This window comes from Streptomyces sp. NPDC057002, from assembly GCF_042673825.1.
Classification (GTDB): Bacteria; Actinomycetota; Actinomycetes; order Streptomycetales; family Streptomycetaceae; genus Streptomyces.
The window spans coordinates 320,009-332,206 of record NZ_JBHURZ010000006.1 but is presented as its reverse complement, the minus strand read 5'-3'; the positions used below and the strand labels follow the sequence as shown (position 1 = coordinate 332,206).

Below are 12,198 nucleotides of genomic sequence, written 5' to 3'. Positions count from 1 at the left end.
ATGCCTCTCGCGTTCCTGACCACGCTGACGATCCTGGCCGTGATCACGGCCGTGATCACCGCCGCCCTGATCGGCGCGGTGACCGCCTTTCTCGCTCGTGCGGACGGCGCGACGGCGGCCGGCGCCCTCATCCGCGCGGGCGTTGCCTTCGGAGCCACCCTCACCTTGATCGCGGTCCTGGTCACCACGGTCGCAGGGCTGCTGAGCTGACACAGGGTGATGTCGATCCGCAGCGCGAGCCGCCCGTCAGCCCGGCCAGACGATCGCCTGCACCTCGCTGTACGCGTGCAGGGCGTAGGAACCCACGTCCCTGCCGACCCCGCTCTTCTTGAAGCCGCCGAAGGGTGCCTCCATGTTGCGGCCGACGGTGTTGACCCCGACCCCGCCGGCCCGCAGCCGCCGCGCCACCCGGAAGGCGCGGGCCACGTCCCCCGACCAGACGTAGTCGATGAGGCCGAAGTCGGTGTCGTTGGCCAGTTCCACACCCTCCTCCTCGTCGTCGAAGGGGATGACGACCACCACCGGCCCGAAGATCTCCTCGCGGGCCACGCGCATGTCGTTGGTGCAGTCGGCGAGGAGGGTCGGGGAGACGTAGAAGCCCTGTGAAAGGGCCGGTCGTTCGCCGCCCGCCCTCACCACCGCGCCCTCCTTGCGGCCCAGTTCGACGTACGACTCCACACGGTCCCGGTGCGCCGCCGAGATGACCGGCCCGACCACCGTGTCCCGCTCCCTCGGGTCCCCGACCTTCAACCGGCCCGCGTACACGGCCAGTTGCTCGACGAGACGCTCGTACACCCCGCGCTGCGCCAGTACCCGCGTCGGTGCCGTGCAGATCTGGCCGCTGTAGAAGGAGAAGGTGGTCCCGATCCCGGCCACGGCCGAGCCGAGGTCCGCGTCATCGAAGACGACCGCCGCCCCCTTCCCGCCCAGCTCCATCAACTGCCGCTTCATACCGCGCCCGCACACCTCGGCGATGCGCTGCCCGACCGCCGTGGAGCCGGTGAAGCTGACCATGTCGACGTCCGGCGACTCCACGGCCGCCTCGCCGACCTCGGTCCGCGATCCGCTGACCACGTTCACCACGCCCGGCGGCACGCCCGCCGCCTCCAGGGCCTCCGCCATCCGGTAGACCGACAGCGGGTCCTGCGGGGCGGGCTTCACCACCACCGTGTTACCCATGGCCAGGGCCGGGGCGACCTTGCCGGCCGCGTTGGCCCAGGGGTTGTTGTACGAGGTGACGCAGGTGACGACCCCGACGGGCTGGCGGACCGCCAGCGCGCCCATCACACCCGCCCGGCCCATGGGTCCGGCCTCGTTGATCTGGGGCGGGACGGCCCACTCTGCGGGCTCCACACGTGTGTAGCGCCGGAAGCGGGCGGCGGCGACCCCGACCTGCATGGCGCGTGCGGTGGCCGTGGTCGCACCGGTCTCCGCCCGGGCCAGCTCCGCGTACGGCACGAGACGTTCCCGGATGATGTCCGCCGCCCGGCCTAGGACCGCCGCCCGTTCCTCCGGCGAGGTCCGTGACCACGGCCCGAAGGCCTCGCGGGCCGCGGCACAGGCCGCGAGCACCTGATCCCGCGAGGCCTCCGGCGCCCACCCGACGGTCTCCTCGGTCGCCGGGTCGATCACCTCGTAGTGCCCACCGTCCGGCTCCGCCCAGGAGCCGCCGACGAACAACGCCTGTCGCCCCTTCACCTGGTGCTCACCGTCTCCGTGTCCCGGCCCGAGCGCAGCACACGCCCCGGCACGGCACCCGTCACCACGTCGTCCCGGATCGCCTCGACGCCGTTGACCCACACGGCCCGTACGCCGAGCGCCCGGGAGTCCAGCCTGGGGCTGTCACCCGGCAGGTCGTGCACCAGGGTGGCCGGACCCGCGTCGATCCGGTCCGGGTCGAACAGGACGAGGTCAGCGTGCCAGCCCTCCCGCACCTGCCCCCGCCCCCGCAGGCCGAAGAGCCGGGCCGGGTCGTCGGTCAGCATCCTCACCGCCTGCTCCAGACCGACCAGCCGCCTGCCCCGCAGACAGTCCCCGAGGAACCGGGTCGTGTACGGCGCCCCGCACATCCGGTCCAGATGGGCGCCCGCGTCGGACCCGCCGAGCAGCACGTCCTCGTGCTGCCAGGTCTCCGCGCGCAGCGCCCAGGACGCCGGGTCGTTGTCGGTCGGCATCGGCCACAGCACCGTACGCAGTCCGTCGGCGGCGCAGATCTCCACCAGGCACTCGAAGGGCTCCTGGCCGCGCTCCTCGGCGATGTCCTTCACCACGCGCCCGGTCAGCCCGGCGTTCGCGTCGCTGTAGGTGTCTCCGATGACGTACCGCCCGAAGTTCGAGAGCCGCCGGAAGACACCCGCCTCCTTGGAGGTGGCGCGGCGCAGCAGCTCCGCCCGTACGGCCGGATCGCGCAGCTTCTCGATCCGCTCGGGCACCGGCAGTGCGAGCACCGGACCCCATCCGGGGATCAGGTTCAGCGCGCAGAAGGTACCGAGCGACATGTTCATCGGCGTGAGGATCGGCATGGTCAGCGCCACGACCCTGCCGCCCGCCTTACGGGCCTGCTCACTCGCGAGGAGCTGCCGGGGCACGCGCTCGGGAACGGCCGCGTCGACCGTCAGCACGTTCCAGTTCAGCGGCCGCCCCGCCACCGCGCTCATCTCCACGAACAGATCGATCTCGGCGTCGCTGAACTGATCCAGGCAGCCCGCGACGATCGCCTCGATCTGCGTGCCCTCGTGCTCACCGACGGCCCGCGACAGCGCGAGCAGTTCGGCCGGCCCGGCATGCCGGGAGGCCACCGGCTGCCCGTCCCCGTCGGAGTGGCTGGTCGACTGGGTGGTGGAGAACCCCCACGCCCCGGCGTCCATGGCCTCACGCAGCAACCGCACCATGTCGGCGAGCTGCTCCGCACTCGGCTGCCCGCCCACCGCCTCCGGCCCCATCACATACCGCCGCAGCGCACAGTGCCCCACCATGAACCCGGCGTTGACCGCGATCCGCCCCTCCAGGGCATCGAGATACTCCCCGAAGGAATGCCAGCTCCACGGCGCCCCCTCCTCCAACGCCACCAGCGCCATGCCCTCGACCTTCGACATCATGCGGCGTGTGTAGTCGGCGTCCTGGGGGCGGGCAGGGTTCAGCGGCGCGAGCGTGAATCCGCAGTTCCCGCCCGCGACGGTGGTGACACCGTGGTTGAGAGAGGGCGTGGCATACGGGTCCCAGAAGAGCTGGGCGTCGTAGTGGGTGTGCGGATCGACGAAGCCGGGCGCGAGGACGAGACCGGCGGCGTCCTCGGTGGTGCGGGCTTCTTCGGTGACCCGACCGAGGACGGCGATACGACCGTCACGCATGCCGACGTCGGCGGTGTACGCCGGGGCGCCCGTCCCGTCCACGACGGTCACACCCTGGATGACGTGATCGAGCATTGGGCTCACCTCTCGATGTGGGGTGGTGCGGGTCACCTAGGGGCGCGGGGAACTGCGCGACAAGCCACAACGAACGCCGCACCCGCCAACGAACGCTCAAACCCCCTGCCGGAACCGCGAAGTCCGATGCACAGGATCCGTATCGATCTTCGGAATCACGTACTCCCCGACCAACCGGATCGTCTGCAACGTCTCCTCCTTCGGCACCCCCACCGGCAACCCGAAACTCAACTGATCCGCCCCGGCCCGCTCCCACCGCTCACACTGCCGCACCACCTCGTCCGGATCCCCGCAGATCAGCAACTCCTCCTCGATGAGCACCTCCACGAACTCCTCGGTGTACTCCGGCAGCGTCTCGGGCCACACCGGAAACCCCTCGGGCCGCGGAAACGTGTCGTGGTACCGGAACACCAGCGAGGGCAGATAGTGCAGCCCCCCGCTCGCCGCGATCCGCACAGCCTCCGCATGGGTCGGCGCACAGATCGCCGTCGTCGTGACCATCACGTTGTCGTTGACGAAGTCACCCACCGGCTCCGCGTCCACGATCGCCGTCTTGTACTGCTCCAGCACCCACTCCATGTCGGAGACCTTCTGCACGCTGAAGCCGAGCACGCCGAGCCCCTTCTTCGCGGCCATGGCGTACGACGGCGGCGACCCGGCCGCGTACCACATCGCCGGGTGGGACTTCCCGTACGGCTTCGGCAGGATCTTCCTCGGCGGCAGCGACCAGTGCTTGCCCTGGAAGCCGGCGTACTCGTCCTGGAGCCACATCTTCGGGAACTCGGCGATGGTCTCTTCCCAGAGTTCCTTGGTGTGGTTCATGTCGGTGATCCCCGGCAGGAACCCGAGGATCTCGTGCGATCCGGCACCCCGCCCGCTGCCGAACTCGAACCGCCCCTCGCTGAGATGGTCGAGCATGGCGACCTTCTCGGCGACCTTCACCGGATGGTTGACGGGGGCGAGCGGGTTGAAGATCCCCGAGCCGAGATGGATCCGCTCGGTCGCGTGCGCCAGGTACCCGAGGAAGACGTCGTTGGCGGAGAGGTGCGAGTACTCCTCCAGGAAGTGGTGCTCGGAGGCCCAGGCGTACTTGAAGCCCGACTTGTCCGCCTGGATGACGTACTCGGTCTCCTCCATCAGCGCCTTGTGCTCGGCCAGCGGGTCGGTCTCGGCCCGTTTGCCGACGTATCCCTGTACGAAGATGCCGAATTCCAAGGAGGTTCACCGCCCCAGGACTAATTCTGACGGACCGTCAGATGTGTGACTCCGACTGTTCCACCGGCCCCCGGGAGCGTCAATAGCTGACGGGGCGTCAGATAACGGTCACCCCGGCCAGCCACCCACCGTCGATCACGAACGGCTGTCCCGTGATGTACGACGAGTCCTCCGAGGTGAGGAACAGGGCGAGCCTGGCCACCTCCTCCGGCTGCCCGACCCGCCCCAGCGGCACGAGCTTGCGGTAGAGCCGGTCGACGCCCTTCGCCGTCTCCTTCAGATCGGCGTCCGGATCCAGCCGGGCCGGGTTGGACATCGCCGTGTCGATGGCGCCCGGACAGACCGCGTTGACGCGTATCCCCCGCCCGGCCAGCTCCAGCGCGGCAACCCGGGTCAGCCCGACCACGGCGTGCTTGCTCGCCGCGTACGCGCCCACCCCTGCCATGCCGGTCAGGCCGGTGTAGGAGGAGGTGTTGACGATCGTGCCCCCGTCGGCCATCTCGGGGGCGACCGCCCTGATGCCGAGGAAGCAGCCCACCTGGTTCACCTGGACGACCTGCATGAACTCCTCGAGGGGCGTATCGAGGAGGGAGTTGAAGCGCAGGATGCCGGCGTTGTTGACGAGCCCGTCGACCCGGCCGTAGGCGTCCTTGGCGGCGGTGACGGCGGCCTGCCAGTCGTCCTCCCGGCCCACGTCGAGATGGACGTACCGGGCGCCGATCTCCTTCGCGAGTGCCTCGCCCTGGTCGTCCAGTACGTCGGCGACGACCACGCGCGCCCCCTCGGCCGTGAACAGCCGGGCCTCCTGCTCGCCCTGGCCGCGCGCGGCGCCGGTGACGATGACGACCCGTCCGTCGAGCTTGCCCATGGCTCTCCTCACAGGTGGGGGGCGACCTCGGCGCCGAACGCCGCGATCTGGTCGGTGAGTTCGGTACGGCTACGGCTGCGGAACCGCACCTGGATCTGGTGGACGCCCATCGCCCGGTAGGCCCGCAGCGACTCGGCGAGCTCCTGCGGACCGCCGGAGAGGGTCCTGCGGCCCACGTCCCAGCCGGGCGTGCCGACGTACAGCGGCTCGGTGATGGCGCCGACGGTGAACGCGCCCTGGACGCCTGCCTGTTCGCGCAGCTCACGGATCCTTGCGATCTGCGCGGGCAGCCGGTCCCTCGGATCCCCCTGCGGCAGCCAGCCGTCGCCCTTGAGCGCGGCCCGTCGTAGGGCGGCGGGCGAGGAGCCGCCGACCCACAGGGGGACGTGGTCCTGCGCCGGGCGGGGCCGCTGGCCGAGTCCCTCGAAGGCGTACAGCTTGCCGTGGTGCTCGGGGAACTCCTCGGGTCCGAGGGCGGCGCGCAGGGCGTCGAGGCACTCGTCGAGCACGGCCCCGCGCTGCCGGAAGTCCACGCCCAGAGCCTCGAACTCCTCCTGGACGTGCCCGGCTCCGACCCCGAGGACCAGCCGGCCTCCGCTGAGGTGGTCGAGAGTGGCGTACTGCTTGGCGGTGAGCAGGGGGTGCCGCAGCCCGACGATCGCGACATGGCTGAGCAGCCGGACGCGTTCGGTGGCGGCGGCCAGGAAGGAGAGCGTGGCGACGGGGTCGTACCAGATGGTGCTCATCGCGGCGGCCAGCCCGCGCGGGATGCCGACGTGGTCGCAGCTCGCGAGGTAGTCGAACCCGGACCGGTCGGCGGCGCGGGCGATCTCCAGCAGGTCCTCCGGTCCGGCCTCCGCCTCCCAGCCCTCCGCGTAGAGGGTGCTCTGCGACTGGACGGGAAGCTGCATCCCGTACCGCAGGCTCACCGCGCACCACCGCCGCCCGGGCCCGGCCACAGGCCCTCGTCCGTGAGCCCGAGCAGCTCGATGGCGTTCCCCCGCACGATCCGCTCCACGACCTCCGGCGCCAGATGCCCCATCTGCGCCTCGCCGACCTCGCGGGACTTGGGCCAGGTGCTGTCGGAGTGCGGGTAGTCGGTCTCGTAGAGCACGTTCCCGACGCCGATGGAGTCGAGGTTGCGCAGCCCGAAGGCGTCGTCGAAGAAGCAGCCGTAGACGTGCTCGGCGAACAGCTCGGACGGCGGCCGGTGCACCTTGTCGGCGACGCCGCCCCAGCCCCGGTTCTCCTCCCACACCACATCCGCCCGCTCCAGGATGTAGGGGATCCAGCCGATCTGACCCTCGGCGTACATGACCTTGAGGCCCGGGAACTGTTCGAACTTGCCGCTCATCAGCCAGTCGACCATCGAGAAGCAGCAGTTGGCGTAGGTGATGGTGGAGCCCACGGCGGGCGGGGCGTCGGCGGAGGTGGAGGGCATACGGCTGGAGGAGCCGATGTGCATCGCGACGACGGTGCCGGTCTCGGCGCACGCGGCGAGGAAGGGGTCCCAGCCGTCGGTGTGGATGGAGGGGAGCCCGAGGTAGGGCGGTATCTCGGAGAAGGCGACGGCACGGGCGCCGCGCGCGGCGTTGCGCCGGACCTCGGCCGCCGCGAGCTCGGCGTCCCACAGCGGTATGAGGGGCAGGGGGATGAGCCGCCCCTGCGCGTCCGGGCCGCACCATTCCTCCAGCATCCAGTCGTTGTAGGCGCGGACGCAGAGCAGGCCCAGTTCGTGGTCCTTGGCCTCGGTGAAGGTCTGGCCGCAGAAACGCGGGAAGGTCGGGAAGCACAGGGCGGACTGGACGTGGTTGACGTCCATGTCGGCGAGCCGGGCCGGGACGTCGTAGGAACCGGGCCGCATCTGCTCGTACGTGATGACCTCGAGGCGTATCTCGTCCCTGTCGTACCCCACGGCGGTGTCGAGGCGGGTCAGGGGGCGGCGGAGGTCCTCGTAGACCCACCAGTCACCGACCGGGCCGTCGTCGCCGGGCTGTCCCATCACGGGCCTGAAGCGCCCGCCGAGGAAGGTCATCTCCTTCACGGGCGCACGGACGATCCGGGGCCCGACGCCCCGGTACTTCTCCGGAAGCCGGTCCTGCCAGACGGTCGCGGGCTCCACGGTGTGGTCGTCCACGGAGATGATCAGCGGAAACGAGCTGTCGTGGGTGTCCATGGCGCTCACGGTAGCGCTGATCTGACGGATCGTCAGCTACACGAGCAGGGGTTGGTTCCGGCCCCGATGGCGGGATCCGCGCGCTGAGAACCGATACGTGCGGAGAGAGTGTGCGGACCTTGTGGACTCCCGTGCGTCGCCCTGTGATCGGTGTCTCCCACGGCTGACGTATCCGCCGCGCACAAGGCAAACTGGCGTGGTTGCTCAGGATGTCTAGGGGGACTGCATGGACGGTGTACCGGACGGTGTGCCGCGCGTACCGGAGCAGCGGCGTCCCGACTCCTCGCCGAAATCACCGAAGTCACCGGAGTCGGCGGAACCGGTGGCCTCGACGACGCTGCGCTTCAGCGTGCTCGGACCGGTGCGCGCCTCGCGCGGCGACGAGCCGATCACCACCGGCTCCCCCCAGCAACGCGCCCTGCTCGCCGCCCTGCTGCTGCGCGAGGGCCGTACGGCCACGGCCGCGGAGCTGATCGACGCCCTGTGGGGCGAGGAACCGCCCTCGCAGGCCCTGGCGGCGCTGCGGACGTACGCCTCCCGCCTGCGCAAGGTGCTGGAGCCGGGCGTCCTGGTCAGCGAGTCCGGCGGCTACGCGGTACGCGGCCTCGCCGAGGGCGCCCTCGACCTGGCCGTCGCCCAGGACCTCGCGACCGAGGCGGAGAAGGCCAGGTCGGCGGGCGACCTCTGCCACGCCCGCGACACCCTGCGGCGCGCCCTCGCCCTGTGGGACGGGGAGACCCTGGCCGGCGTACCGGGCCCGTACGCCGAGGCACAGCGCGTCCGCCTGGAGGAATGGCGGCTCCAGCTCCTCGAATCGCGCCTGGACATGGACCTGGAGCAGGGCTGCCACGCGGAGGCCGTCTCGGAGCTCACGGCCCTCACCGCCGACCATCCCCTGCGCGAGCGGCTCCGCGAGCTGCTGATGCTGGCGCTGTACCGCAGCGGCCGTCAGGCGGAGGCCCTCGCGGTGTACGCCGACACGCGCCGCCTGCTCGCCGACGAACTGGGCGTGGACCCGCGCCCCGGCCTGAGCGAGCTGCAGCAGCGGATCCTCCAGGCGGACCCGGGCCTCGCTGAGCCCTCCTCCCCGGCCGTCGAGCCCGCCTCGGTCCCGGTGCGCCCGGCGCAGCTTCCGGCGACAGTGCCGGACTTCACCGGCCGCTCCGGCTTCGTCCGCGAACTGGGCGACATCCTGACCGCCGCCGAGGGCCGTGTCATGGCGGTCTCGGCCCTGGCCGGGATCGGCGGCGTGGGCAAGACGACCCTCGCCGTGCACGTGGCCCACCAGGCGCGCACGGCGTTCCCGGACGGGCAGCTGTACGTCGACCTCCAGGGCGCGGGTGCCCGGTCCGCGGAGCCGGAGACGGTCCTCGGCTCGTTCCTGCGCGCGCTCGGCACGGCCGACTCGGCGATCCCCGACTCCCTGGAGGAGCGGGCGGCGCTGTACCGCTCGGTGCTGGCCGGCCGCCGTGTCCTGGTGCTGCTGGACAACGCCCGCGACGCCGCCCAGATACGCCCCCTGCTGCCCGGCACGGACGGCTGCGCCGCACTGGTCACCTCCCGGGTGCGGATGGTGGACCTGGCGGGCGCCCACCTGATCGACCTGGACGTGATGTCCCCGGACGAGGCGCTGGCGCTGTTCACGAAGATCGTCGGCGAGGAGCGGGTGGCGTCCGAGCGGAAGGCCGCCCTGGACGTGGTCGCGGCCTGCGGTTTCCTGCCGCTGGCGATCCGTATCGCGGCGTCCCGGCTGGCGGCCCGCCGTACCTGGACGGTGTCGGTCCTCGCGGCGAAGCTCGCCGACGAACGCCGCCGGCTGGACGAACTCCAGGCCGGCGACCTGGCCGTGAAGGCCACCTTCGAGCTGGGCTACGGCCAGCTGGAGCCCGCCCAGGCCCGCGCCTTCCGCCTGCTGGGCCTGGCCGACGGCCCGGACATGTCCCTCCCGGCGGCGGCCGCGGTCCTGGACCTGCCCGTCGAGGACACCGAGGACCTCCTGGAGTCCCTCGTCGACACGTCCCTGCTGGAGTCGGCGGCCCCCGGCCGCTACCGCTTCCACGATCTTGTACGGCTCTACGCGCGTGCCTGCGCCGAACGCGACGAGTGGCCGCCCAGCGAGCGGACGGCGGCGGTGTCGCGGCTGCTGGACTTCTATCTCTCGTCGGCGGCCGGGGTCTACGCGATCGAGCGGCCCGGTGACCGGCTGGTGGACCATCTGGAGCCGACCGCCTATCCGGGGCTGCGCTTCGACAACCGGCACGCGGCGCAGGACTGGCTGTACGCGGAGGCCATCTGCGTCCTCGCCTGCGTACGGCAGTCCGCGGGGCAGCCGGAGACACTCCCCCGGGCGATCGATCTGCTGTGGGCGGCCCACGACCTCTCCGAGTCGGGCGCCAACTCCAGGGAGTACGAGGCGACGGCCACGGCGCTCCTGGACGCGGCCCGGCTGCACGGGCTGGGGCGGGCCGAGGCCAGGGCTCTGACGACCCTCGTCAACGTCCACCACGTGAGCGGCCGTTTCGAGCGGGCCGACCAGGAGGCGGAGCGGGCCATCCTCCTCGCCCAGGAGGCCGACGACCTGCTGCCCGTCTGCTGGGCGCGCAACGCGCGCGGCATCATCGCGCTGTACCAGAACCGGCACGAGGACGGCGAGGAGCACCTCTCCCGGGCCATCGAGCACTTCCGGGCCCTGGGCGACCGGCCCGGCGAGGCCGCCGCGCTGTGCAACCTGTCCCGGATCCATCTCGCGACCGGGCGGACCCAGAGCGCGGTCGCGCTGGCCCAGGAGGGCATCGCCATCTACGACGCCATGGGCAACTCCATGCGCGGGGCCAACGCCCGCTACGCCCTCGGCCTGGCCCTCACCCAGAGCGGCGAGCTGGGCGACGCGGCCGACCGGCTCCAGGAAGCGCTGGAGGTGTTCCGCGACAGCAGGCAGCGCCTCTGGGAGGGCATGAGCCTGTTCCGGCTGGCCGAGCTGGACCTCGCCGCCCGGCGTCCCGCCCAGGCCGCCGCGAACGCCGAGATGGCGCTCACCGTGCTCCGCGGCATCGGCGGGGAGTGGCGGCGCGGCAACGTCCTCACCGTCCTCGGCCGTGCGCTCAGCGGTATCGGGCAGACGGGCAGGGCCCAGGTCTGCTGGCAGGAAGCGGCCGTGATCTACGAGGAGCTGGGCTCGCCCGAGGCCGCCGAGGTGCGCGCGCTGCTGTCCCCGGTGCAGGCGGCCTGACGACGGCTCCCGGGGCCGGCCGGCCGCGTTCATCGTTCGTTTATCGCCCCACGCCATGCTTGACGTAGTCGATCCGTCGCGTCGGGGGGCAGACGGGTCACCGCACCGGGCCGCGCACCTCAGCACTAGGGTGAACGGCCCGGGCGGGCCCGCCCGGTCACCCTCGGGGGAGTGACCGGGCGGGCCCGCGGACCTCAGTACTCGACCCACGCCAAGGAGAGTTGACGATCATGGGCGACGAGCTCAAGCCGCAGGACCTGCACGCGACGGACGCGAAGGCCGGCGAGGTGTCGACGGAGGACCTGCACGCCACGGACGAGGGTGCCGTGAAGAAGCAGGACCTGCACGCCACCGACGAGCCGCTCGAGACGAAGGACCTGCACGCCACGTCGGAGCCCTTCAAGCCGACGAAGTAAGCCACTCCCACACGGGGTTCGGCCGCGGCGGCGCGGAGGGGGAGCCGTCGCGGCCGATGCATGTCCGGTGGACGCGCGGGTGGCGCGAACGAGGTCCCGTCACAAGGCGACGACCCGCACGCTCGCCCCGCACAGCTTGCCCATGTCGTCCTCATCGGACGTGAAGAGCACCACGCCCCCGGGCTGCCGCACCGCGATCACCGCCAGGGCGGCGTCGATCGCGTACTTGTGGCCGTGCAGCCCCGTGTCCTGGAGCAGCGTGACGGCGGCGTCGGCGACCTCTCGCGTCACGGGTTCCACCACGACACGCGACATGGCCCACGCCCAGGCAGCACGCTGCACGCGGCCGTGGTAGGCCTCGATCAGCGTCATGGAACTGGTGACGACGCGGATGCCGGAACGGTGGGCGTTCTTGAGTCGCGCGAGCATCGCCTGATCACCCAGTACGGCTCGTGACAACGCCTCGCAGTCCAGCACGTAGCAGGACGGCACCATCAGCTCGCCTTCCGACGCGGCTGCCCGGCCGGAGCACCCTGCTCCGTGAAGTAGCGCTCGAACTCTCTGCGCTCAGCCTCTGCCGCCGCCAGGTCGTCGTCGGTGACGGGGCCGTATTCCTCCTCCAGCCAGGCCACCAGCTCACCGAGCCGGTCCTGCTCACGCTGACGCTCTATGGCCCGTGTGACATAGGCACTGAAGCCACCGGACCCGACGTCCTGCCGGATCTCCTCGGCGAGCTCCTCCGGCAGCGTGACGGTGTACTTCTTCGTTGCCATACCACGTACCATACCGCTCCTGGGCACCCCCGTCCTGGCGGCGGCCCGTACGGCTTCGGCCGTCGGGTGTCAGTGCGGACATGGACCGCCGCCGCG

At 71.5% G+C, this 12,198-nt stretch carries 11 protein-coding genes; 3 read left to right on the top strand and 8 right to left on the bottom strand.

Going from position 1 to position 12,198, the window contains the following annotated elements; all coding sequences use genetic code 11:
- The gene (locus ACFT32_RS29735; RefSeq protein ID WP_382495410.1) at positions 1 to 210 is read left to right on the top strand and encodes a hypothetical protein; all 210 of its coding nucleotides are present in this window, start codon (positions 1 to 3) and stop codon (positions 208 to 210) included.
- A gap of 36 nt (positions 211 to 246) precedes the next feature.
- On the opposite strand, the gene ACFT32_RS29730 is transcribed toward ACFT32_RS29735, so the two are convergent.
- The 6 genes from ACFT32_RS29730 to ACFT32_RS29705 all read right to left on the bottom strand — a co-directional run bounded on the left by ACFT32_RS29730 (position 247) and on the right by ACFT32_RS29705 (position 7,684).
- Positions 247 to 1,698 (bottom strand): aldehyde dehydrogenase family protein, encoded by a 1,452-nt coding sequence (locus ACFT32_RS29730; protein ID WP_382495408.1) that lies wholly within the window; start codon positions 1,696 to 1,698, stop codon positions 247 to 249.
- Positions 1,695 to 3,425: an amidohydrolase family protein gene (locus ACFT32_RS29725; protein ID WP_382495406.1), complete on the bottom strand. Its 1,731-nt coding sequence runs from the start codon at positions 3,423 to 3,425 to the stop codon at positions 1,695 to 1,697. The genes ACFT32_RS29730 and ACFT32_RS29725 overlap by 4 nt, the downstream gene beginning before the upstream one ends.
- A 96-nt stretch (positions 3,426 to 3,521) precedes the next feature.
- Positions 3,522 to 4,640, bottom strand: coding sequence for an LLM class flavin-dependent oxidoreductase (locus ACFT32_RS29720; protein WP_382495404.1), 1,119 nt, complete (start codon positions 4,638 to 4,640; stop codon positions 3,522 to 3,524).
- 97 nt (positions 4,641 to 4,737) lie between these two features.
- On the bottom strand, positions 4,738 to 5,508 hold the full coding sequence (locus ACFT32_RS29715) for an SDR family NAD(P)-dependent oxidoreductase (RefSeq protein ID WP_382495402.1): 771 nt from the start codon (positions 5,506 to 5,508) through the stop codon (positions 4,738 to 4,740).
- Positions 5,509 to 5,516: 8 nt separating this feature from the next.
- Positions 5,517 to 6,419, bottom strand: a complete 903-nt coding sequence (locus ACFT32_RS29710; protein ID WP_382495400.1) for an LLM class F420-dependent oxidoreductase — start codon at positions 6,417 to 6,419, stop codon at positions 5,517 to 5,519.
- 14 nt (positions 6,420 to 6,433) lie between these two features.
- Positions 6,434 to 7,684 carry an amidohydrolase family protein gene (locus ACFT32_RS29705; RefSeq protein WP_382495398.1) on the bottom strand — a complete coding sequence of 417 codons (1,251 nt, stop codon included), beginning with the start codon at positions 7,682 to 7,684 and terminating at the stop codon, positions 6,434 to 6,436.
- A 226-nt stretch (positions 7,685 to 7,910) separates the two neighbouring features.
- On the opposite strand from ACFT32_RS29705, the gene ACFT32_RS29700 reads away from it, so the two are divergent.
- Together ACFT32_RS29700 and ACFT32_RS29695 are read left to right on the top strand one after the other, a co-directional pair.
- Positions 7,911 to 10,913, top strand: coding sequence for a BTAD domain-containing putative transcriptional regulator (locus ACFT32_RS29700; RefSeq protein ID WP_382495396.1), 3,003 nt, complete (start codon positions 7,911 to 7,913; stop codon positions 10,911 to 10,913).
- Between the two features lie 230 nt (positions 10,914 to 11,143).
- A complete protein-coding gene (locus ACFT32_RS29695; protein ID WP_189726957.1) occupies positions 11,144 to 11,329 on the top strand; it encodes a hypothetical protein in 186 nt (61 codons plus the stop codon).
- A gap of 99 nt (positions 11,330 to 11,428) precedes the next feature.
- Here the strand turns inward: ACFT32_RS29695 and ACFT32_RS29690 are convergent, their stop codons facing one another.
- On the bottom strand, positions 11,429 to 11,824 hold the full coding sequence (locus tag ACFT32_RS29690) for a hypothetical protein (protein WP_382495394.1): 396 nt from the start codon (positions 11,822 to 11,824) through the stop codon (positions 11,429 to 11,431).
- Positions 11,824 to 12,102 (bottom strand): hypothetical protein, encoded by a 279-nt coding sequence (locus ACFT32_RS29685; protein WP_382495393.1) that lies wholly within the window; start codon positions 12,100 to 12,102, stop codon positions 11,824 to 11,826. Before ACFT32_RS29685 ends, ACFT32_RS29690 begins: the two co-directional genes overlap by 1 nt.
- Positions 12,103 to 12,198: the final 96 nt, after the last annotated feature.

What these genes read in the sequence shown, in the direction of transcription:
- ACFT32_RS29690 (WP_382495394.1), bottom strand. Translation starts at nt 11,824, where the DNA reads ATGGTGCCGTCCTGCTACGTGCTGGACTGCGAGGCGTTGTCACGAGCC.
- ACFT32_RS29710 (WP_382495400.1), bottom strand. Translation starts at nt 6,419, where the DNA reads ATGCAGCTTCCCGTCCAGTCGCAGAGCACCCTCTACGCGGAGGGCTGG.
- ACFT32_RS29715 (WP_382495402.1), bottom strand. Translation starts at nt 5,508, where the DNA reads ATGGGCAAGCTCGACGGACGGGTCGTCATCGTCACCGGCGCCGCGCGC.
- ACFT32_RS29700 (WP_382495396.1), top strand. Translation starts at nt 7,911, where the DNA reads ATGGACGGTGTACCGGACGGTGTGCCGCGCGTACCGGAGCAGCGGCGT.
- ACFT32_RS29685 (WP_382495393.1), bottom strand. Translation starts at nt 12,102, where the DNA reads ATGGCAACGAAGAAGTACACCGTCACGCTGCCGGAGGAGCTCGCCGAG.
- ACFT32_RS29725 (WP_382495406.1), bottom strand. Translation starts at nt 3,425, where the DNA reads ATGCTCGATCACGTCATCCAGGGTGTGACCGTCGTGGACGGGACGGGC.
- ACFT32_RS29695 (WP_189726957.1), top strand. Translation starts at nt 11,144, where the DNA reads ATGGGCGACGAGCTCAAGCCGCAGGACCTGCACGCGACGGACGCGAAG.
- ACFT32_RS29705 (WP_382495398.1), bottom strand. Translation starts at nt 7,684, where the DNA reads ATGGACACCCACGACAGCTCGTTTCCGCTGATCATCTCCGTGGACGAC.
- ACFT32_RS29735 (WP_382495410.1), top strand. Translation starts at nt 1, where the DNA reads ATGCCTCTCGCGTTCCTGACCACGCTGACGATCCTGGCCGTGATCACG.